Here is a 22,540-nt window from a genome sequence, read left to right as displayed (position 1 = left end):
GAAGAGTCTGCGTGGCCCTGATTGAAGGGCACCCGGTGGCTTCTCTGCTGTGCGAAGGACTACGCCGTAGTGTTCGGCCGCGTGCGCGTGAACTAAGTTGCAGGCCCGCCAAGAGATAGCTGTAGGGGTGAGCCCGTTTCCACGTCAGGAACCCGCGCTGAAGACGCTCGGGCCCGCAGGTTCGTACGGGCGCGGCCGCATCGCTACCCGGAACACGGGCGAACCGGCGCACGAACGCACGGGCGCTCAACCACGCGACCACGCCTGTGGATCGACAAGAGACGAGTCAGAGTGCGGGCGATCTCTTTCCAATGTCTGCCTTTTCATCGGGGCGAGTGGCAATCGTGCGCCCAATGGGTCCAAGACCAAGTCCTCAGGCTAGGGGACGTAGCGGAACGAACATGTTTCACGTGAAACAGGATGAGCTCACGAAAGGACCCACCAACCGAGGCTTAGGCCTCAAACCAGACCATCCCTTCACTGCAGCTCCTTCCCCCATCCTTGGGGGCACTCCATGACTGCAGCGCGTACGTCACCAGGCTCTTGGCGCACGACGTCCGGCCAGCCCTAACGAGATGCCCCGCACAAAAGCCGGCATGGGAACGACGAGGCCGTCGTCGTACGTGAGTGCCCTGCATGCGAACTACGACGCCGTTGACGTAGGTCGGAGAAGCCGGCGGCACCATCCTGCAAGGAGCGCTTGGGGAGACGGTGGCTACAGTTCGCAGACCCATCCGGCGGTTCCTCCAATGCGCCCCCGCACTAGCCACGACTGCTTGTCTTGTCCTTGTCTCGCCACCGGGGTACCAAGCGCAGGGGGAGAACGTCTGCGCCGACGTATGAGGTGAAGGGGATGTCAGCGGCGCTGACCTGATACATCCGATGAATATCCCTTGATAGTGGAAGCAACTGTGTACACCGGGAGTGTGATGCGCACGCGTCCGGCCAATGAAGACGATCATAGGGGCTTAGTGCGTCGCACTGAAGTCCAATCTTCTGTCCGACTATCCATACCCTCATCAAGCACCAACAATCGCGCTTGCGAATTTTCCCACATGGTGCCGATCTAAACTGCCGTGATCAGGGGCGACTAGAGAGCAAAGAGTCGGCCTACGCCGACACCATCCACAGACTTGTGCACAGTGTTATCCACAGGCTTATCCACTGCTCATGAGATTGCCCACATACCCTCCCTTGGCGGCGACGGAAGCCCATGCAGACTTTCACTTCACTGAAGTCAGGATGGTTCTCGATCCTTGTTGTGGAACAAGGGCTTGGCCACATTGAATTGCCGCCAAATCAATGAAAATTGGGCAATATGCGCATACTCACAGTAGGCAGTGGGGGGGTGGACATCCTGGCTTCAGCCAATGTCGGGCTCTGGTTCCATTGGAGGCACGTTAACCCGACTTGGGACGTCGGCAGAACTGATTCCATGAGATCGGGCAGGCTTCGGATCAACAGACTTATCCCCAGAGTTTTCCACAGGGATATCCACCGCCGTATCCACGGTTTAACCACTGCTTAAATGGGCGCCTGCGAAGCTCCGTCAAACGGGAGGCAGCGTGCCCCGTTGCTCTGTTTCACGTGAAACACTGGACAGCGGCCACGCCGAAACCACATGCCACCGGCGAACTTGGCGAGACGCACGTCAGGAAAACGGCACCTCACAGAGTGACCACGGGAGTTCTAGGTCATTGAGAGTTTGATAGCCACAATGTGGGACCTAGCAACATCCGACCAATTGACAACGGCACAACTGCTCTGAGCACGGCCGTGGTCCGCCGCCCACCTATGGTCGACCGCTGCATAGCACTTCCGGACCAGGCGACCACACGCTGAGAGATGGACTGCACCACCTCATCTCTGCAGAGGACCAGCCGTCGGCGTGAGCGTACCGGTTGTAGTTCGTCGCAGTCGCTCAACTAGCGTGGCAACTTGAGGACGCCCAGGGTGTCATCACTGTGGCCCAGCGCCCTCGAGAAGGGACATTCATGACTTCATGAAATGCCGTCATGGCCCGCGTTAGCCCGATGTGGAAGGCACCGCAGCGCGGAGCTCAGGAGCAACGGAGAATCATGTTCGAGATACATGCAACATTCGTTAGCCCTCGATGATGCATCGACTACCTCTGTCCCTACCCCCAGCAACTCACAGAGGCCATAGATGGACCGCATTAGCGAAGTCCTGATGCCGCCGCGCTGTACAGGACACGATTAGACACAACGCCCGATGGCCACCGTGACCATGGAATGACAAGATGTGGTCTCAGTTGCAGCACAATACAAACCACCGGTTCGTCGTGAGTCCTCACAGGCACCGGCACGACGAGAACTTCGGATGCATTCGCTGACGCATCCGACGATATTGTCTTACCTCGGCGAGGACTAGAAGGGTTTAGCAGGACACCTTGGCAGCCTGGCCCTAGGGGGCACGAAGGCTAGAAGCCTGCGTAGTAGCTCCGGGAGCCGTACATTCCGGCCATCCATGCGTAATCTATTCGAGACGCCCAAACAGTTGCCGCCCAACAAGCAGTAGTCAGTGACAGGGCCCATGCCGACCATCCGAGGCATCGCCCATCGGCTCAAGGGCAATCCAGATGGTGATCGGTCAATCGCGGGATTTCCGGGCGGTTCGTGCCCTGGAACATCTGTGGCAGCCTAAGCACTCCGGCATTGAACCAAGCCTCCCTGGTAAAGCACGGGATGAAGACTTTAGTGTCTGCTCCATGGTGCCCAATCATGAGTCGCCTCGCACGCTGAGTGGGTCTGATCCAGCGGCGATTACTGGAGTAGCCCTGCCCTCCTGCGAGGTCACCAATAAGTCAGAACCTCGCAGTGCACCACATCAATGCGTTTGAGAGTATCTGTCTTCCGACACAAGAGGTTTCATTCCCCATCTGGACACTCGGTAGGTTCCGTTTTCCGGCCCACGATTCAGCAATGTTTCACGTGAAACTGCCGGGGCCCCCCTTATCACCATGGCGTAGCACCACCGGATACATGCATAGGCCCAACTGCCCCCTGCAACGCCCCGACACTCAGGACCCATTGAGCAATAGGAGTTAGCAAAAGCGGTATCACCGACGAGCAGTGCTCCGGGCGTACTGTTTCACGTGAAACAGAAACGGCAAGCGAACCGCGGGACGGCCGGGCTTTACGTGGGCCGTTATGACCCGTCTAGCCCGCTAGGACCACTCCGCCTACCGTACGTGCCAGCATTTCATCCTGATGCTCTCAGCAGGCTTAGCAGCGGCTCAACTCACCTCACGGGGCGGATAAGGTCCGCTACAGGCCGTTGACACTACACATTCCCAGGTTCAGCGCCTGTTCGCCACGGAGAATGCGCCGATTTGCCGTGGAATCTTGAACACTCGCGCACGCCCACGTCTGACCTAGGGGACGAACGCCCATATTCCTCGAATTCGAACGCACCGAGGCAGTCCCTCGCGTGCCTATGAGCGCGAATGGAGACATCCAAGTGCCAGCAGACTGAAGGCATCAGGTCCAAGAATCCAAGCTACCGTGCGTAGACGGCGCTAAACACCAGAAGCCTCCGAAGGCCCACTTGTCACGTCTGCTGTATTCTCATCGGAGCCGATCGATCTCAAACGAACCGATCGCGGCACGAGGTCCTACTTGATGCCGTGTTTCACGTGAAACACGCCCCGGGACATATCCGATCTGCAAGAAACGCCGCCATTGCGGGGGAGGGGTTCGGAGCCATCCCCCGACGTTAGTCCCTGGCATCAATCCCCGCTGACCCTCCAGAGGGTGCGTAATCCAGTGAAGCAAGAGATACGCACCCAATAATGAATCAGCACCTGAGGGCCCACCGTGCGCCCGGATGGCACCCGATCGGACTTCCAACGCAACAACTAGAACTAGGGGGAGCGTGCGCAGGGTAAAAGCCTAGAGCATCAACCTTCGCTAGTGTTGGCGGCGCGTCCTTCCGACGACAGTCCCGGTAGGCAGACACTCTCACCTGGACGCACGCGGCTAACAGATTCTAGTCGGACAAGTCCCGCCTCAAAGCCAACGGCCCTAGCAACATGTAAGGGCAGGTGAGCCTCATGTATACCCACCCCTTCCGGCAGATAACAGCCAGATAGATCCCGTTTCACGTGAAACATGACAGGCAGGCATCATAGAACGTCAAAACGGCCGAAACCAAGCACTGCATGCGGGCTAAGCAACAAAATAAATGGGGCCCACACCAAGTGTGAGCCCCATCCGTCAGTATCTGCCTCTAGTCTTCTGCGCCAGGGCCTAAGACATCCATGATGCGGTTGAGATCCTCAACGCTGGCGAACTCTATACTCACGCGACCTTTACGCGCACCCAAGGTGATCTTCACGTTCGTATCCAAACGGTCCGAGAGTGACGAGGCCAGGTAATCCAGGCGTTCGTGCCGAGCGTTGGGCTTGGGGATGCTGCTCTTAGCGGGCGTGGTGGGATCTTGGTACAGAGCAACTGATTCCTCGGTAGCTCGGACTGACATGCCCTCCGCCACGATCTTCTGGGCCATACGTTCCATCGCCGCAGCGTCCGGGAGTGCGAGCAGAGCACGTGCGTGCCCAGCGGACAGAACTCCGGCGGCAACGCGCCGCTGAACCAAGGGCGGGAGCTTGAGCAGTCGCAGAGTGTTGGAAACCTGCGGACGGGAGCGACCAATTCGGTCAGCCAACTGCTCGTGCGTGGTTCCGAAGTCCTCCAAGAGCTGCTGATAGGCCGCTGCTTCTTCCAAGGGATTCAGCTGGCTACGGTGAAGGTTTTCCAGAAGAGCATCGCGAAGAAGGTCATCGTCGGTGGTATCACGAACAATCGCAGGGATTGTTTCGAGTCCCGCGGCCTGGACTGCACGCCAACGACGCTCACCCATGACCAACTCGTACGGTTCTCCACCCTTTTCGGTTGAAGTACGCACAACAATTGGCTGGAGCACGCCGATTTCGCGTACAGAGTGCACAAGCTCAGCCATGTCGTCTTCATCGAAGACCGAACGAGGTTGTTTGCGGTTCGGATGGATGTCGCCGACGGGGATCTCGGCAAACCGGGCTCCGGGGACCTCCACCAACTCGACGTCTGGAGCCGAGTGGGAAGACGCAGGCGCGGCAGCCGCCGTCGACCCTTTCGAGTCGGCAGAATCCTTAGCGGCAGCAGCACGCGAAGCGGCCGGCTTGGAAGCAGATTTCGGGGGTGTGGATGTCCCGGCGTTGGAGGACCTGGCAGCCGAGGTCTTGCTCCGGGACTTCGCGGCTGCAGCGCCCTCTGCGGCACCGCCTAATGATGTAGACGTCTTTGCTGCAGCTGGCTTGGAATCTGCAGCGCCCGAATCTTCGAGAGAGGTCTCAACTGTCGGCTCCGCTGTCTTCCGCGCTTCGGGGAAGAACAGATCCACGGGACGGGATGGTGCGGCACCGTTTCCCTGGGCCGCGGCCGAGCTAGGAATGAGAGCCCCAAGACCCCTGCCGAGGCCCCTTCGCTTTTCGCTCATTGATTCATCCCTCCGATGGAATAGCCGAGCACGGATCGGCCCAAGCTGTTGCTGTGTTTCAAGAATTCTAGCGTTCAGCTATTTCGGCTGCGGCTTCCATGTAGGAAAGCGCGCCGCTGGAAGACGGATCGTACGTCATGACTGTCTGCTGATAGCTGGGAGCTTCAGAGATTCGTACCGATCGCGGAACCACCGCACCCAGAACCTGCTCGGGGAAGTGCTGGCGCACCTCGGAGGCAACCTGCGCGGCCAGGTTTGTGCGGCCATCGTACATGGTCAGAAGAATGGTGGAGACAACCAGATCGGCATTGAGGTGCTTCTGAATCATCTCGATGTTTTTGAGCAATTGGCTCAGGCCTTCAAGTGCGTAGTACTCGCATTGAATGGGAATGAGGACCTCGCTGGCGGCGCAGAACGCGTTGACTGTGAGCAGCCCAAGGCTGGGTGGGCAGTCGATGAAGATGAAGTCCAGGCGCCCTTCACCGTTCTTCTCACGCTCCTTGGCGTAGACGTCTATGGCACGGCGGAGCCGCTGTTCGCGGGCGACAAGAGAAACAAGCTCAATCTCGGCACCGGCGAGGTGAATGGTTGCAGGCGCGCAGATGAGGTTGGGAATGTCAGGGCACGGAGCCACAACTTCCTTGAGCGGAAGATCGTTGATCAGCACATCGTAAATGCTGTCTACGTCAGCGTGGTGCTCAATGCCCAACGCCGTGGAGGCATTGCCTTGGGGGTCGATGTCTATGACCAACACGTTGAGGCCGGCAGATGCCAAGGCCGCAGCGATATTCACCGTGGTGGTGGTCTTACCTACGCCGCCCTTTTGGTTGGATACGGTGAAGATGCGGGTCTTGTCCGGCTTGGGCAGTTCCCTGCCGATCAATCGTTCGCGCCGACGAGTTTCGTTAGCCAACTGACGGGCGATGGGGCTGGAATCATCGATGGAATCCATGACGTTACGCACTCCATCTGAGACGGTTTCACGTGAAACGGCATTATCAACCGAATCCGTACGAACTATTGCAGATTGAAGGGATGCAGAGGGTGTAGCCATGGCCCGCGCGGACCCCAAAGACATAAACGGGGGAATTCGCTGCGTGGAGGTTTCACTACTGCCCACTGGTCACACTCTCACTCTCATTCGGCGCTTGCTGCCGTTCTCTAGCCTAACCGCTCAGCCGCCGACACGCGGGATACCGAGCGGGACCTACGCCGTCTTTCCGGGCTTGTTGACGATGATCCTCACCACGGTGGTGGGTTCCTCCAAAAGCTCCTGCCCGCAAACCACAACTGACGTTTCCACGCCACCAAGTTTGCGGATGACTTTCTTTGCCTTTTCAATCTCTTCGGCCGCGCTGCGTCCCTTGATAGCCACCACTTCACCATGGCCGTTCAGGAGAGGAATGGTGAGACCAGCCAGGTTGGAGAGGGCAGAAACGGCCCGGGCGGTCACTACATCCGCATCCACCATTCCGACTGCGAGTTCAGCCCGCGTCCTCATGATGGTGACGTTGTCCAGGCCGAGGTCATCCACCACTTCTTGGAGCCAGATGACACGACGTTCCAACGGCTCAATCAGGGTCAGTTCAAGGTCCGGGCGGGCAATTGCAAGGCAAAGGCCCGGAAGCCCGGCACCGGATCCGACATCGGCAACATGGCTGTCCATGGCGATGGCGGACTCAATAACTGCGCAGTTCAGGACGTGGCGGCTCCACAAACGCGGAATCTCACGCGGGCCAATAAGCCCGCGCTCAGTTCCCGAGGTAGCCAGGTGCTCCACATAGCGCTTGGCAAGATCCAAGCGCTCCCCAAAAATCTTCTCTGCCGCTTCCAGTTCAGCTGCGGTGATTTCAACCATGAGCTGCTAGTCGGCAGAAACGACGATGTGGCGGCCAGCGCCTTCGCCCTCGGACTCGGAGACGTATCCGAGATCAGCAACGGCGTCGTGGACGATCTTGCGCTCGTAAGCACTCATCGGCTCAAGGGCAACTGTTCCGCCATCAGCCTTGACCTTGGCCACGGCGTCCTCGGCGATCTGCTGAAGCACGCCGGCGCGCTCCTTGCGGTAGCCGTTGATGTCCAGGACCAGGCGTGAACGGCTTTCGGTGGCGGAAAGGACCGAGAGACGGGCCAGTTCCTGCAAGGCTTCCAGGACTTCTCCGTCGCGGCCTACGAGGCTGTCCAACGCTGCTGATTCTTCATCCGCACCGATGGAGATGTACGTGCGTCCGTTACGGACCTCAATGTCGATGTCGCCGTCGATGTCAGCGATGTCCAGGAGCTCTTCGAGGTAGTCGGCGGCAATGTCGCCTTCCTCCTCCAAGCGGCTGGCCGTCTTGGACTGCGTCTCTTCCTGGGAATCTTCCTGGTCTTCAGTCACAGCGGTGATAACTTCTTCAGTGCTCTCGGCAGACATTACTTCTTCTTCCTGTTCTTACGTTGTGGCTGGACGCGCTGGGCCCTGATTTCGGCGGCTGCTGCAGCAGCAGCTTCGGCTTCAGCGGCAGCGTCCGCAGCGGCGTTTTTCTTTCCACCCAGCAGCGGCGGCAGGCCCTTTGCGGCGCGGCGCTCTTCAAGCGCCTTGGCTGCGGGGGATCCCGGCGTCGGCATACGGCGGATAACGAAGAACTGCTGGCCCATGGTCCAGAGGTTGGTGGTGGTCCAGTAGATGAGGACACCGATGGGGAAGTTGATGCCACCAATACCGAACACGAGCGGCAGGATGTAGAGCATCATCTTCTGCTGTCGCATGAACGGGCTGGCCATGGCCTCTTCGGACATGTTCTTGGCCATGATCTGCTTCTGGGTGATGAACTGCGAGGCCGTCATGGCAATGATCATGACGATACTCAGAACCCAGACAGCCACAGCACTGTTGCCGCCACTGGGGTCGCCGTGAAGCAACGAAGCGGACAGCGGAGCACCAAAGATGCTGGACGAATCGAACTGGACTACCTGTTCGTGGCTCATGGCGCCAACGCCCTGGCCCTGCTTGGCATTCGTCGAAATACCGGACAGCACCTGGAACAGCGCGAAGAAGAACGGCATCTGGATCAGCATGGGCAAACACGCCGAGAACGGGTTGGTGCCGTGCTTCTTGTACAGCGCCATCTGTTCCTGCGCCATGGCCTGGCGGGACAGCTGATCGGTCTTGCCCTTGTACTTGGTCTGCAGCTTCTTCAGGTCCGGCTGCAGCAGCTGCATGCCGCGCTGCGCTTTGATCTGCTTGACGAAGACAGGAATCAGGGCGGCACGGATCACCAACACGAGGCCAATGATGGACAGAGTCCACGTCCAGCCGTTCGCGGCGGGCAGGCCAATGAAGCTCAGTCCCTCGTGGAAGCCAACCATGATGATTGACACCAGCCACTTGAACGGAAACATGATTGTTTCAAAGAAGTCCATACGATATCCCTATTCGTTAGGCCGCCGAGCGGCCTTCTTCATCAGCCTGAGCAGCCAGGAACTGGTCCGGATTGTTCAGTACAACAATTGTGGGCGTCCGGCCTTCAGGCCAATGACGATGGCCGGCGGGGACGTGGTCCACTCCGCCGGCGTTCCAAGGGTGACATTTGGCGAGCCTTTTGGCTGCGAGCCAGCTACCCTTCACGGCGCCATGCACCGTCACTGCTTCCAAGGCGTAGGCCGAGCAGGAGGGAAAGAAACGGCAAACCTGGCCGTACAGGGGCGAGACGACCTTACGGTACGCCTTCAGCAGGAGAATGAGAATGTTGCGGGGCAGCTCCCAGAGGAACGTGCCTACCACCGCCGGAAGACTCCGATGCGGAACCTTCCCGGAGGGGTCGCTTGAGGAAGGAACGACGGCGGTGCTTATGTCATGCACGCGGTGTCCCTTCCGTAGTGGTGCCGTTGTGTTCGGTCGAAGCGTTGCGTGGAGCTGAGCCACCCAATCGCTTCGTCGTCACTGCCAGTGCGGCGTTGTAGTCCGAGAGCAACTGCTCCCAGCTGGCTGTTGCAGCTGCGGGCAGCGCCCGGACTACTACCGCCAGACCCGTTCCGTGCGTGTGCAAGGACAGTGCGCCTGCTTCTCTCAGTCTCCTCTTAACGAGGTTCCTGGTCACGGCGTTCCCGACGGCTTTGGAGACAATGAAACCGATTCGACTCGGCTCCCCGGCCCCGATAGAGGCCGTATATAACACTAAGTTCCGGCGTCCATTGCGGACGCCGGAACGTACAGTTGTTGAAAAGTCGGTAGACGTCCGCAGACGGTTAGGGGTGGCTAGCACCGTCGAACCCGCAAAAAGACCCTGACCGACAAGTCAGTTATTTACGCCGACAGTTCGACGCGGCCCTTGCCGCGACGGGCAGCCAGGATGGCGCGGCCGGCACGGGTGCGCATACGAAGGCGGAAGCCGTGCTTCTTGGCCCGACGGCGGTTATTCGGCTGAAAAGTCCGCTTGCTCACGTTAGTTACTCCAGTGGATCAAAGGTGCGCCCACCCGATCAAAAAAGGGGAAGAACTGGCCGACGCTAAGTTTTGTATGTGCCTGCCGCCGTTGCCTCCCGCACGGTGAACGTACGGAGTTACAACTGATCTCAAAAGCGGACACAAAGGACTTCACAACGTTAGGGCAAAAAGGCACCCACAGTCAAACCGGGAGCCTGCCGCGGAGCTATCCACAGCTGTGCCCAACCGTGGTTTCCAGCCTGTGGATGAAGTGGCTCACATGCGGGTTTCACGAACCACAACGGTGTAATTATCCACAGGCAACTTCCCAGCTATCTTCTAGCGATTTCATCCCCTAGAGTGGCTCAGTAGCCCATTGTCCACCCGCTGTGTATAACTCTGTGGATTATCGCCCAGAACAGCGCCGCCGGAGACACTTCGGCTGCCAGCAACGCCGGCAAGCAAGTATTTAGGAACTGATTGATGACAGTAGACGAAGCCAACCACGCCAACACTGTCGGAAGTTCCTGGCGCAGGGTGCTGAGCCTCATGGAACAGGACGACCGGGTTTCACCCCGTCAGCGCGGTTTCGTCATCCTCGCCCAAGCGCAGGGCCTTATCGGTTCAACACTTCTGGTGGCTGTTCCCAACGAACTCACCCGCGAAGTCCTCCAGACGCAGGTCAAGGACGCCCTGGACGATGCCCTCCGCAACGTCTTCTCGGACGACATTCGCTGCGCAATCGACGTGGACACCGATCTGGTGCCCGTCCACGCAGAGCCGGAACCCGCCGTCGAGCTTTCCTCAGTCTCTGACTTCGCAGAACCGAAGCCGCAGCCCACGCCGCCCAGCACCTCGCATGAGTTCGGCCGACTGAACCCGAAGTACATCTTCGATACCTTCGTGATCGGTTCATCGAACCGCTTTGCGCATGCTGCCGCAGTTGCCGTAGCTGAAGCTCCGGCAAAGGCATACAACCCGCTGTTCATCTATGGCGACTCAGGATTGGGTAAGACCCACCTGCTGCACGCAATCGGGCACTATGCCCGCCGGCTCTACAGTGGCATCCGGGTCCGCTACGTGAACTCGGAAGAGTTCACCAATGACTTCATCAACTCGATCCGCGACGACGAAGGCACCAGCTTCAAGACCACGTACCGCAACGTGGATGTGCTCCTGATCGATGACATCCAATTCCTGGCGGGCAAGGATCGAACCCAGGAAGAGTTCTTCCACACGTTCAACGCCCTGCACAATGCCAACAAGCAGGTTGTCATCACCTCCGATCAGCCGCCCAAGATGCTCGCCGGCTTCGAGGACCGCATGACGTCCCGCTTCGAGTGGGGCCTGCTGACGGACATCCAGCCGCCGGAACTCGAGACCCGTATCGCGATCCTCCGCAAGAAGGGCCTCAGCGAAGGCCTTTCTGCGCCTGACGACGCCCTGGAGTACATCGCCTCCAAGATTTCCAGCAACATCCGGGAACTTGAGGGCGCATTGATCCGCGTCACGGCCTTCGCGAGCCTCAACCGCCAGCCGGTGGATGTGGCCCTCGCTGAGATGGTTCTCAAGGACCTGATCACCGACGACGGAGCCCAAGAGATCACGGCAAAGCAGATCTTGGACCAGACAGCCGACTACTTCAAGCTCAGCATGGAAGAGCTCTGCAGCAAGTCCCGTACGCGCACCCTGGTGACTGCCCGGCAGATCGCCATGTACCTGTGCCGCGAGCTGACAGATATGTCCCTGCCGAAGATCGGCCAGGAACTCGGCGGTCGGGACCACACCACTGTGATCCACGCAGACCGCAAGATCCGCGAGCTGATGGCGGAGCGCCGTGTGATTTACAACCAGGTCACCGAGCTGACCAACCGGATCAAACAGCAGCAACGCGACTCCTGAAATCCACACCGGGCCCGCCACTACATACCTTATTAACAGGTGCATGTGGATAAGCCTGTGGATACTTAAGGGGACAAGCTCGGTTAATGGGCTTAAAACCCTTAAGGCATCTGTGGATCGTTAAAAACTGCCCAGGGAGTTGTCCCCATCCACACCCTGTTTAAAACCCAGTTAACACACAATCCGTGAACAGGGCTTAACCGCGAAACGACGCGGTGAGATCGAGTTATCCACAGTTTCCACAGCAGTTATTAACACTACGAATCCCAAAAAATTGAAATCCCTCAAATAACAATCTCGTTCTGCCACACGTCCCGACCTGAACAGAGCAGACCAACAGCCCGGCCCAAGCCGGCCTGCGACTGTCCACATACGAGGGGGCAGGCCCGACGGGGATGGGTTAATCGCAGATCTTCCGGCTAAGCTGTCAGCAGCGCTCCCATCCTTGGGTCTGTTTGTAGTTCGCTGAGTGCGGACCATGCAGGTTCCGGTGCCGGACTGCGAAGATTTAGCGGCTTCCAAGCAGGAATCCGCAGCTACTACATGGCAGCAGCAATGAAAGGCGGCACCCTTCCGTGAAGTTCAGAGTCGACCGCGACGTCCTGGCAGAAGCCGTTACGTGGACCGCGCGGTCGTTGTCTCCGCGGCCGCCCGTACCTGTGCTTTCCGGCCTCCTCCTCAAAGCCGAGGCAGGCACCGTTAGCCTCTCCAGCTTTGACTACGAGACCTCGGCGCGTTTGGAAATCCCCGCAGATATCGCTGTTGAGGGCACCATCTTGGTTTCCGGACGCCTGTTGGCAGACATCTGCCGCAGCCTTCCATCGGCGCCTGTCGAAGTGGAGACCGACGGCAGCAAGGTCACCCTGACGTGCCGTCGAAGCAGCTTCCACCTGGCCACCATGCCTGAGTCCGAGTACCCCGCACTTCCGGCCCTCCCGGCAATCAGCGGAACCTTGCCGGGCGACGCTTTCGCCCAGGCCGTGTCCCAAGTGATCATCGCGGCAAGCAAGGATGACACCCTGCCGATCCTTACCGGCGTCCGCATGGAGATCGAGGATGACCTCATCACACTCCTTGCCACGGACCGCTACCGGCTCGCCATGCGCGAGGTTCCCTGGAAACCTGTCACTCCGGGCATTTCCACCAGCGCACTGGTCAAGTCCAAGACCCTGAACGAAGTAGCCAAAACTCTCGGTGGCAGCGGCGACATCAACCTGGCACTTGCTGATGACGACAGCCGGCTCATTGGCTTCGAAAGCGGCGGACGAACCACCACATCACTCTTGGTGGATGGCGACTACCCCAAGATCCGTTCGCTCTTCCCGGATTCCACTCCGATCCACGCAACAGTCCAGACTCAGGAACTCGTCGAGGCCGTTCGCCGAGTGTCGCTCGTGGCCGAGCGAAACACTCCGGTCCGCCTTGCCTTCACCCAGGGACTGCTGAATCTCGACGCCGGTACAGGCGAGGACGCACAGGCTTCCGAGGAGTTGGAAGCCCAGCTTTCCGGCGAGGACATTACCGTTGCCTTCAACCCGCATTACCTCGTTGAGGGCTTGAGCGTGATCGAAACCAAGTACGTTCGTTTCTCTTTCACCACTGCTCCGAAGCCGGCCATGATCACAGCCCAGGCCGAAGCGGATGGCGAAGACCAGGACGATTACCGCTACCTCGTGATGCCGGTCCGCCTCCCCAACTAACTGGCAGTCGTGGCGGTTCCGGAGCCCCGGAACAATCACGAATGCAAGCCACTTGGGCCAGCCCGTACCGTCTCCCGCCACCTTCACAGAAAAGAGTTCACACTGTGCACATCGGACTGATCGGCCTCGGAAAAATGGGTTTCAACATGCGGGAACGCATGCGGAACGGCGGCATTGAGGTCACAGGTTTTGACCGCAATCCCGATGTCACGGATGTCGCGTCGGTGGATGACCTCATCGCTGCACTGCCCACTCCGCGGTTGGTGTGGGTGATGGTTCCCTCCGGCGCCATCACTGATGCGGTGGTGACGGAACTCGGCGAAAAGCTCAGCCCCGGTGACATGGTGATCGACGGCGGCAACTCGCGTTTCACGGAAGACCAAAAGCACGCTGCTGCACTTGCCGAGAAAAGCATCCGCTTCGCGGATTGCGGTGTCTCCGGCGGTGTCTGGGGCCTGCAGAACGGTTACGGCCTGATGGCAGGCGGTGCCGACGAAGACATCGAACTCGCCATGCCCGTTTTCGACGCTCTCCGCCCCGAAGGTGAACGAGCTGACAGTTTCGTCCACGTGGGCGGCGTTGGTGCGGGCCACTACGCCAAGATGGTTCACAACGGTATCGAGTACGGCCTCATGCAGGCATACGCCGAGGGCTACGAATTGCTAGCGGCAAAAGATATCGTGAAGGACCTTCCCGGGACTTTCCGTGCATGGCAAAAGGGCACGGTTGTCCGGTCCTGGCTCCTGGACCTCATGGTCAAGGCACTCGACGAAGATCCGGGTCTGGCCTCGATCGATGACTACGTTGAGGACTCCGGCGAAGGACGTTGGACCGTGGAAGAGGCAATAGCCAACGCAGTGCCCGCCCCTGCAATCACGGCTGCGCTCTTTGCCCGCTTTGCCTCCCGCGAAGATAATTCTCCGGCCATGAAAATGGTTTCCGCCCTGCGCCACCAGTTCGGCGGACACGCCACCCGTCCGGCCAACTAGGCCGCAGGAGTCCTGCAAACGGCGTGTACCTAGAACATCTTTCGCTGACGGATTTCCGAAGCTACGCACAGGTCGACCTGAAACTCGGCCCCGGTGTGACGGTCTTGGTGGGTTCAAACGGAATCGGCAAGACCAACCTGATGGAAGCCATCGGGTATCTGGCCACGCTGAGCTCCCACCGGGTCAGCACGGACGCTCCGCTGCTTCGTTTCGGTACGGAGCGCGCTTTGATCCGGGCCAAGTTGGTCCGTGGAGAGCAGTCAACGGTCATAGAGCTTGAGATCAATGCCGGCCGTGCAAACCGGGGACGCATCAACCGCAGCAACCCTGTCCGGGCACGGGACATACTGGGAATCTGCCAAACGGTGTTGTTCGCGCCCGAGGACTTGGCTCTGGTCAAGGGTGATCCTTCGAACCGACGTCGCTTCCTGGACGAACTGCTGGTGAGTCTGGTTCCGCGGCACGCCGCAACACGCAGCGACTACGACCGCGTATTGAAGCAACGCAATGCTTTGCTGAAATCCGCACGTACCGGCAAGTTCACCGCCGGGCACGAGGCAACCCTGGATGTCTGGGACCAGCACATGGCCCGCGCCGGCGCAGAACTCCTGCATGCCCGCTTGGAACTTGTGGAGCGGTTGCGTCCCCACCTGAACAGCGCTTACACGCAACTTACTGACGCTTCCAAGGACGCCGGCGCTGTCTACCGCTCAACCATTCAGGGCGTACTTGACGACGACGGCGGTCCGACCGATCACGGAACGGAACCTTCGCCGTCGGTTGACGACCTCCGGCTGCTGTCCGTTGACGAACTCACTGAGCGCTACGTTCAGGCCTTCGCAGCATCGCGGAAAAGGGAACTGGAACGCGGTATCTCCTTGGTAGGTCCGCACCGCGACGAACTGGAACTCGTTCTGGGGCAGGCCCCGGCCAAGGGGTACGCGTCACACGGTGAAACGTGGTCAATGTGCCTGTCCTTGCGCTTGGCTTCCTACTATGTGATGTTGGATGACGCCCGCACCGGTGGCACCGCTCCGATCCTGATCCTGGACGACGTTTTCGCCGAACTGGATGTCCATCGTCGGCGTAAACTGGCTGCAATAGTCGCCGGTGCCGAGCAAGTGCTGGTGACTGCCGCCGTCGATGCCGATATCCCCGAGGAGCTGGCCGGACGGCGCGTAACCGTTGTTCCGGGAGGCATCGATGGCGAAGGATAGCCGCGACGGACTACAACCCGGCCGCGAGCCGGATGAGATCGATGCTGCCCAGGCGGCTCTGAACCGCATGCGCGAGGCCGCAGCGGCCCGTGGGGAAGTTCGGCAGCGCGCGCCCAGGCCCGGATCTGCTCCAAAACGCCAAGGGCTTCGGGATACCAGGGGTTTCGCCCAATTCCACGGCAGCGGCCGGGATCCCTTGGGGCTTGGAAAAGTGGTTGGCCGCTTGGTCGCCGAGCGCGGTTGGACGTCCCCCGTGGCCGTCGGTTCGGTTATGGCGGAATGGGAAACTCTGGTGGGACCGGACATCTCCTCCCACTGCACTCCGGAGAGTTTCACTGACACCACGCTGCATGTCCGCTGTGACTCCACGGCTTGGGCCACTCAGCTTCGGCTGTTGAGCACGAGTCTTCTGGAGATGTTTCGCAATGAACTGGGCGAAGGAGTGGTCACCAGCATTCACGTGTTGGGGCCCTCGGCTCCAAGTTGGCGAAAAGGTGGACGCAGCGTTAACGGTCGTGGACCCAGGGACACTTACGGCTAAACGGCGTGCAGGGCGTTTCAACGCCCCCGAGTCGTATAGGCCCCCGTCGGGACCTCCACAGGGCCATTCCAGATAGGGCCAGCGGTCTCCCATGGGCATATTCAGCTGTCGGCTGCCCCCGTATTTGCAAGGATTCGAGCGTTTCCACGATAGAATTGGCGTAGATCACTGAGCGCCGGTGAAACGTCGTCTGGACCTGAATCCACTCTTGTGGCATCGGGGGCCCCTGTCGTCGTAGTAATCGGCGCAATCAGTCACGTGCCCGTTGGCCGCTGCGGTTCGCCGTGGGCAGCTCCGGGAACGGCCGACATCGAGTACAGAGGAGTCGAAAGCGCCTGTGGCTAACGACAATGCAGAGACCTTGGCAGTAGAGCCCGAAGAGGAGACTGTTCCCAAGCCTGACACGCCCGCGGAGGCGCCCAGGGAGTACGGTGCCAGCGACATCACCGTGCTGGAGGGCCTCGAAGCCGTGCGCAAACGCCCCGGCATGTACATCGGCTCAACCGGTCCCCGCGGCTTGCACCACCTGGTCTACGAAGTGGTGGACAACTCTGTTGACGAGGCTTTGGCCGGCTACTGCAGCCACATTGAAGTTACGCTCCGTGCTGATGGCGGCGTCCGCGTTGTGGACGACGGCCGCGGTATACCCGTGGACATTCACCCAACCGAAGGCAAGCCCACGGTTGAAGTGGTCATGACCATCCTGCACGCCGGCGGTAAGTTCGGCGGCGGCGGGTACGCCGTATCCGGTGGCCTCCACGGCGTGGGTATCTCGGTAGTTAACGCCTTGTCCCGCCGGGTGGACACCGAAGTTCGTCGGCAGGGCCACGTTTGGCGGATGACCTTCGCCGACGGCGGCAAGCCGCAAGGTGAACTCGTCAAAGGCGAGGCCACCGACGTTACCGGGACGTCCCAAACGTTCTACCCTGACGGCACCATCTTTGAGTCCACGGAGTTCGACTTCGAGACGCTCCGTGCACGTTTCCAGCAGATGGCCTTCCTCAACAAGGGCCTCCGGATCACGCTGACGGATGAGCGGCCGGTAAACCGCGACGGCGACGACGACCTCGACCTGGACGCTGTGGCAACCGAGGGCGAAGTAGCCGCCGAGCACCGCACTGTGGTGTACCAGTACCCGGACGGCTTGCTGGACTACGTCAAGCACCTGAACTCGAGCAAGAAGGTTGAAATCGTCCACGAGGACGTCATCGCTTTCGAAACCGAGGACACTGAGCGGCACATCGCCGTCGAGGTTGCCATGCAGTGGACCACTGCTTACTCGGAAAGCGTCCACACGTACGCAAACACAATCAACACCCATGAGGGTGGAACGCACGAAGAAGGCTTCCGCGCCGCGATGACCTCTCTCATCAACCGCTACGCGCGGGAGAAGAGCATCATCAAGGAGAAGGAAGACAACCTCACCGGCGATGACATCCGCGAAGGTTTGACTGCCGTCATCTCTGTGAAGCTTTCCGAGCCGCAGTTCGAAGGCCAGACCAAGACCAAGCTGGGTAATTCCGAGGTCAAGGGCTTCGTCCAGCGCGTTGTCACGGACCAGCTGGGTGACTGGCTGGAACGGAATCCCGGCCCCGCCCGCGATGTTATCCGCAAGGCCATTTCCGCTGCCCAAGCACGCATGGCCGCGCGTAAGGCCCGCGATAATGCCCGCCGGAAGAGCCCGCTGGAGTCCTTCGGCATGCCTGGCAAGCTCTCCGACTGCTCCTCGAAGGATCCCTCGCGCTGCGAGGTCTACCTCGTGGAGGGTGACTCCGCAGGCGGCTCAGCCAAGCGTGGCCGTAACCCGGAGACCCAGGCCATCCTGCCCCTCCGCGGCAAGATCCTGAATGTTGAGCGTGCCCGCCTGGACAAGGCCCTGGGCAACGCCGAAGTCCAGTCCATGATCACCGCCTTCGGTACGGGTATCGGTGAGGACTTCGACATCGCCAAGCTCCGCTACCACAAGATCGTCCTGATGGCAGATGCTGACGTCGATGGTCAGCACATCACCACCCTGTTGATGACGCTCTTGTTCCGCTACATGCGTCCGCTCATCGAGAACGGTTATGTGTACCTGGCTCAGCCGCCGCTGTACAGGATTAAGTGGTCCAACGCGGCCCACGACTACGTCTACAGCGACCGCGAACGCGATGAAACCATCCGTAAGGGTGCCGCTATGAACAAGCGCCTGCCCAAGGACAACGGAATCCAGCGCTACAAGGGCCTCGGCGAGATGGATTACACCGAGTTGTGGGATACCACCATGGACCCGGATCGTCGCACGTTGTTGCAGGTCACCATGGATGACGCACTGGCCGCCGACCAAACCTTCTCCGTCCTGATGGGCGAGGACGTCGAATCGCGCCGAAACTTCATCCAGCAGAACGCCAAGGACGTCAGGTTCCTCGATATCTAGGGCCCGCACGGGCATCTGAATATTCCAGAACTGACATATACCTGAAACGGAAATCTTAGATTATGAGTGACGAAACTCCCGAAGTCCCGGAACCGAACGACGTCGAGGATGTTGTTCTCGAAGGTGATGTGCTGACAGACCGCGTGGAGCAGGTGGACCTGCAGACGGAAATGCAGCGCTCCTACCTGGACTACGCCATGGCCGTGATCGTCGGCCGCGCCCTCCCGGACGTCCGCGACGGTCTCAAGCCGGTGCACCGCCGCGTTCTGTACGCAATGTTCGACGGCGGATACCGCCCCGACCGCTCGTTCAACAAGTGCGCCCGCGTTGTGGGCGACGTCATGGGCACCTACCACCCTCACGGCGACATGGCGATCTACGACGCTTTGGTCCGCTTGATCCAGGACTGGACCATGCGCTACCCGCTGGCACTGGGCCAGGGCAACTTCGGTTCGCCCGGTAACGACGGCGCGGCCGCACCCCGTTACACCGAAACCAAGATGGCCCAGCTGGCCATGGAAATGGTCCGCGACATCGACGAGGAAACCGTCGACTTCCAGGACAACTACGACGGCAAGAACCAGGAACCAACCATCCTGCCGGCGCGTTTTCCCAACCTGCTGGTCAACGGCTCCTCAGGTATCGCCGTCGGCATGGCCACCAACATTCCGCCGCACAACCTTCGCGAAGTTGCAGAAGGCGTGCAGTGGGCGCTTGATAACCCCACAGCCACGCGCGAAGAGCTCCTCGAAGCACTGCTGCTGCGCATCAAGGGACCCGATTTCCCTACGGGTGCCACCATCCTTGGCCACAAGGGCATTGAAGATGCTTATCGCACAGGCCGTGGCTCCATCACCATGCGTGCCGTGGTTAATGTTGAGGAACTCCAGGGACGTACGTGCCTTGTGGTGACCGAGCTTCCCTACCAGGCCAACCCGGACAACCTGGCCATCAAGATTGCCGAACTGGTCAAGGACGGTAAGATCCAGGGCATCGCGGACCTTCGCGATGAAACGTCCGGCCGAACCGGCCAGCGCCTGGTGATCGTGCTCAAGCGCGATGCCGTGGCCAAGGTGGTCCTGAACAACCTTTACAAGCACACCCAGCTGCAGGACAACTTCTCGGCGAACATGCTGGCAATTGTGGACGGCGTACCGCGTACGTTGAGCCTTGATGCCTTCATCCGTCACTGGGTTGCGCACCAGATGGACGTCATTGCCCGGCGAACCCGCTACCGCTTGCGCAAGGCTGAGGAAGAAGCGCACATCCTGCGCGCACTCCTCAAGGCTTTGGACATGCTGGACGAGGTGATTGCGCTCATCCGCGCATCCAACACCACGGAAGCGGCTCGCGAAGGCCTTATGGAGCTTTTGGAGATCGACGAACTCCAAGCCCGTGCCATCCTGGACATGCAGCTGCGCCGACTCGCTGCCCTCGAACGCCAGAAGATCCAGGACCGTCATTCCGAGCTCGAAGCGATGATCCAGGAGTACAACGCGATCCTGGCTTCTGAGGAACGCCAGCGCCAGATCATCAGCGAGGAACTCGCGGAGATCGTTGCCAAGCACGGCGACGACCGCCGCACCCACATTCTGATGGGCTTCGACGGCGACATGTCCATGGAAGACCTGATCCCTGAAGAGGAAATGGTAGTCACCATCACCCGTGGCGGCTACGTGAAGCGGACTCGGAGTGACAACTACCGCTCGCAGCAGCGTGGCGGTAAGGGCATCAAGGGTGCGCAGCTGCGCGGTGACGACGTAGTGGAGCACTTCTTCGTGACCACCACCCACCACTGGTTGTTGTTCTTCACCAACCTTGGTCGCGTGTACCGGGCAAAGGCTTACGAACTGGCGGAAGCCGGCCGAGACGCCAAGGGCCAGCATGTTGCCAACCTGCTGGCGTTCCAGCCGGATGAGCACATCGCCCAGGTCCTTGACTTGAGGGACTACCAGCAGGCTCCGTACCTGGTGCTGGCTACCAAGAATGGCCTGGTCAAGAAGACTCGGTTGGAGGACTACGACACCAACCGCACAGCCGGCGTCATCGCCATTAACCTGCGCGATGAGGACGAACTCGTTTCGGCCCAGTTGGTCAGTGAAACCGATGACCTCCTCCTGGTTTCTCGCAAGGGCCAGTCAATCCGCTTCACGGCCACCGATGATGCTTTGCGTCCCATGGGCCGCGCCACCTCCGGTGTGACCGGTATGAAGTTCCGTGAAGACGACGAACTACTTGCCGCAGACGTGGTCCAGGACGGCTCGTTCGTCTTCATCGTGACGGAGGGCGGCTATGCCAAGCGAACCGCCGTGGACGAATACCGTCTGCAGGGTCGTGGCGGCCTGGGCATCAAGGTGGCCAAGCTCGCTGAAGACCGCGGTGACCTTGTTGGCGCCTTGATCGTGCAGGAAGAGGACGAAGTCCTGGTAGTCATGGAGGGTGGCAAGGTGGTCCGCTCGGCTGTGACCGGTGTCCCTGCCAAGGGACGCGACACCATGGGCGTCATCTTCGCCAAGCCGGACAAGAATGACCGCATTATCGAGGTTGCCCGCAACAGCGAACGCGGATTGGAAGTGGAAGAGTCAGAGGACGGACTCGACGATGACGTAACGTTGGCTGCAAACGACGGCGCCTCCGAGGCGACCGTGACGGCCGAAACGGAAAACGACGCAGACCCGGAATTCGAAACGGGCGCGGAGCTGAACGAAGACAATACCGGAGGTAACGAGTGAGTAATTCCGACTCATATCCCAAGCCGAGCACAGGTGTCCCCGGCGGACTCCGGCAGCCCGCGGGCAGCGCACAGGCAGGAACGCCTGCAAGGCCCCAGCAGCGTCCCGGAACCGGTGCACCCGGAACCGGTGCTTCAGGGAGCGGAGCAGCAGGCGCACGTCCCGCAAGCGGCACCAACTCCGCTCAACGGCCTGCTGGTGCTCCCGGACAACGCCCTGCCACGGGAGCTCAGCGTCCCGCTGGTGCCCCGGGCCAGCGCCCGGTGCAGCCCGGCCAACGTCCGGCGGGCACCGCTCCCCAGCGTCCAGCGCAGGGTGCGCCCGGACTGGTGAAGCCGGCCCCCAAGGCAAAAGTTCGCCGTGCGCGCCTCTTGGTCAGCAAGGTGGACCCGTGGTCAGTACTGAAGATGGCATTCCTGCTGTCCGTTGCGTTGGGTATCGTCACGGTGGTTGCCGCGATCGTTCTGTGGACTGTGCTGGATCTCACAGGCATCTTCGACCAGGTGGATAGCCTCCTCGGTACCCTGGCGGGTTCCGAAGGTGGCGGATTCGAACTGAAGAAGATTGCTTCGCTCGGCCAGGTGGCGTCCTTTGCCACCATCATTGCCGTAGTGAACGTGGTCCTCCTGACCGCACTGTCCATGCTGTCAGCCGTTCTGTATAACATTTCTGCAACGTTGGTTGGTGGCGTCGGCGTCACTCTGACCGACGACTAGTCAAAACCCCCGGAAATACGCCGAAAAGGGCGGAAATCCTCCGGGGAAATGCCTCGATTTGAGATCGGGCCGGGATGTGCTGTACAGTCATATCTCGGCCCGATGAGGCATCGGGGCGTATAGCTCAGGCGGTTAGAGCGCTTCGCTGATAACGAAGAGGTCCCAGGTTCAAGTCCTGGTACGCCCACGGAACCGAAAGAGGTTCAGGTAAAACTGAACCAGAATGAGGTGCTTGTGAAGAAGTTGCTGGTAGTAGTAGCAGCGGTAGTCGCAGGTGTCCTGGCCTATAAAAAGGCCCAGGAATCCGAAGCCCGGAAGGATGTCTGGAGCAAGTCAACCGACACGGTCGACTAGCCGAGGAGCCCGGTTTGAGCTGGTAAATACCAGTCCAGACATGGGGTATAATTGACGGGTTGCTTCTTA

The 22,540-nt window shown here is 60.0% G+C and carries 17 protein-coding genes and 1 tRNA gene; 10 read left to right on the top strand and 8 right to left on the bottom strand.

Features of this window, described 5'->3' with window-relative positions; all coding sequences use genetic code 11:
- Positions 1-4,248 precede the first annotated feature (4,248 nt).
- The 8 genes from AC1RJY_RS11820 to rpmH form a co-directional block, all read right to left on the bottom strand.
- On the bottom strand, positions 4,249-5,496 hold the full coding sequence (locus tag AC1RJY_RS11820; RefSeq protein ID WP_011776791.1) for a ParB/RepB/Spo0J family partition protein: 1,248 nt from the start codon (positions 5,494-5,496) through the stop codon (positions 4,249-4,251).
- A gap of 67 nt (positions 5,497-5,563) precedes the next feature.
- Positions 5,564-6,616 (bottom strand): ParA family protein, encoded by a 1,053-nt coding sequence (locus tag AC1RJY_RS11815; protein WP_011776792.1) that lies wholly within the window; start codon positions 6,614-6,616, stop codon positions 5,564-5,566.
- An 87-nt stretch (positions 6,617-6,703) separates the two neighbouring features.
- On the bottom strand, positions 6,704-7,354 hold the full coding sequence (gene rsmG, locus AC1RJY_RS11810) for a 16S rRNA (guanine(527)-N(7))-methyltransferase RsmG (RefSeq protein WP_011776793.1): 651 nt from the start codon (positions 7,352-7,354) through the stop codon (positions 6,704-6,706).
- Between the two features lie 6 nt (positions 7,355-7,360).
- Positions 7,361-7,912, bottom strand: coding sequence for a Jag family protein (locus AC1RJY_RS11805; protein ID WP_011776794.1), 552 nt, complete (start codon positions 7,910-7,912; stop codon positions 7,361-7,363).
- Positions 7,912-8,901 carry a membrane protein insertase YidC gene (gene yidC, locus AC1RJY_RS11800; protein WP_011776795.1) on the bottom strand — a complete coding sequence of 330 codons (990 nt, stop codon included), beginning with the start codon at positions 8,899-8,901 and terminating at the stop codon, positions 7,912-7,914. Before yidC ends, AC1RJY_RS11805 begins: the two co-directional genes overlap by 1 nt.
- 16 nt (positions 8,902-8,917) lie before the next feature.
- Positions 8,918-9,403, bottom strand: coding sequence for a membrane protein insertion efficiency factor YidD (gene yidD / locus AC1RJY_RS11795; protein WP_011776796.1), 486 nt, complete (start codon positions 9,401-9,403; stop codon positions 8,918-8,920).
- Positions 9,333-9,743, bottom strand: a complete 411-nt coding sequence (gene rnpA / locus AC1RJY_RS11790; RefSeq protein WP_043470913.1) for a ribonuclease P protein component — start codon at positions 9,741-9,743, stop codon at positions 9,333-9,335. The genes yidD and rnpA overlap by 71 nt, the downstream gene beginning before the upstream one ends.
- Before the next feature lie 41 nt (positions 9,744-9,784).
- Positions 9,785-9,922: a 50S ribosomal protein L34 gene (gene rpmH / locus AC1RJY_RS11785; protein ID WP_011776797.1), complete on the bottom strand. Its 138-nt coding sequence runs from the start codon at positions 9,920-9,922 to the stop codon at positions 9,785-9,787.
- 465 nt (positions 9,923-10,387) lie between these two features.
- Here rpmH and dnaA point away from each other — a divergent pair, with 465 nt between their 5' ends.
- The 10 genes from dnaA (at position 10,388) to AC1RJY_RS11735 (ending at position 22,471) form a co-directional block, all read left to right on the top strand.
- Positions 10,388-11,806 (top strand): chromosomal replication initiator protein DnaA, encoded by a 1,419-nt coding sequence (dnaA, locus tag AC1RJY_RS11780; RefSeq protein ID WP_011772782.1) that lies wholly within the window; start codon positions 10,388-10,390, stop codon positions 11,804-11,806.
- A gap of 575 nt (positions 11,807-12,381) precedes the next feature.
- Entirely contained in the window at positions 12,382-13,506 is a 1,125-nt protein-coding gene (gene dnaN, locus AC1RJY_RS11775) for a DNA polymerase III subunit beta (protein ID WP_011772783.1), read from the top strand.
- Between the two features lie 41 nt (positions 13,507-13,547).
- Positions 13,548-14,495 (top strand): phosphogluconate dehydrogenase (NAD(+)-dependent, decarboxylating), encoded by a 948-nt coding sequence (gene gnd, locus AC1RJY_RS11770; protein ID WP_014920277.1) that lies wholly within the window; start codon positions 13,548-13,550, stop codon positions 14,493-14,495.
- A 23-nt stretch (positions 14,496-14,518) separates the two neighbouring features.
- Complete coding sequence (recF, locus tag AC1RJY_RS11765; protein WP_498602347.1) at positions 14,519-15,712, top strand: DNA replication/repair protein RecF; 1,194 nt, start codon at positions 14,519-14,521, stop codon at positions 15,710-15,712.
- A complete protein-coding gene (locus tag AC1RJY_RS11760) occupies positions 15,699-16,253 on the top strand; it encodes a DciA family protein (RefSeq protein ID WP_011772786.1) in 555 nt (184 codons plus the stop codon). Before recF ends, AC1RJY_RS11760 begins: the two co-directional genes overlap by 14 nt.
- Before the next feature lie 337 nt (positions 16,254-16,590).
- Positions 16,591-18,669 carry a DNA topoisomerase (ATP-hydrolyzing) subunit B gene (gene gyrB / locus AC1RJY_RS11755; RefSeq protein WP_011772787.1) on the top strand — a complete coding sequence of 693 codons (2,079 nt, stop codon included), beginning with the start codon at positions 16,591-16,593 and terminating at the stop codon, positions 18,667-18,669.
- 62 nt (positions 18,670-18,731) lie between these two features.
- On the top strand, positions 18,732-21,401 hold the full coding sequence (gene gyrA / locus AC1RJY_RS11750; RefSeq protein ID WP_011772788.1) for a DNA gyrase subunit A: 2,670 nt from the start codon (positions 18,732-18,734) through the stop codon (positions 21,399-21,401).
- Positions 21,398-22,117, top strand: coding sequence for a DUF3566 domain-containing protein (locus AC1RJY_RS11745; protein ID WP_011772789.1), 720 nt, complete (start codon positions 21,398-21,400; stop codon positions 22,115-22,117). Before gyrA ends, AC1RJY_RS11745 begins: the two co-directional genes overlap by 4 nt.
- A gap of 113 nt (positions 22,118-22,230) precedes the next feature.
- Positions 22,231-22,304: transfer RNA gene (locus AC1RJY_RS11740), tRNA-Ile, on the top strand.
- A 47-nt stretch (positions 22,305-22,351) separates the two neighbouring features.
- Positions 22,352-22,471 carry a DLW-39 family protein gene (locus tag AC1RJY_RS11735; protein ID WP_210065230.1) on the top strand — a complete coding sequence of 40 codons (120 nt, stop codon included), beginning with the start codon at positions 22,352-22,354 and terminating at the stop codon, positions 22,469-22,471.
- The last annotated feature ends 69 nt before the right edge of the window (positions 22,472-22,540 follow it).

This window comes from Arthrobacter sp. GW822-FHT05G07, assembly GCF_058799755.1.
The sequence above is the reverse complement of the archived record's forward strand: the minus strand, read 5'-3'. Positions and strand labels throughout refer to the sequence as shown.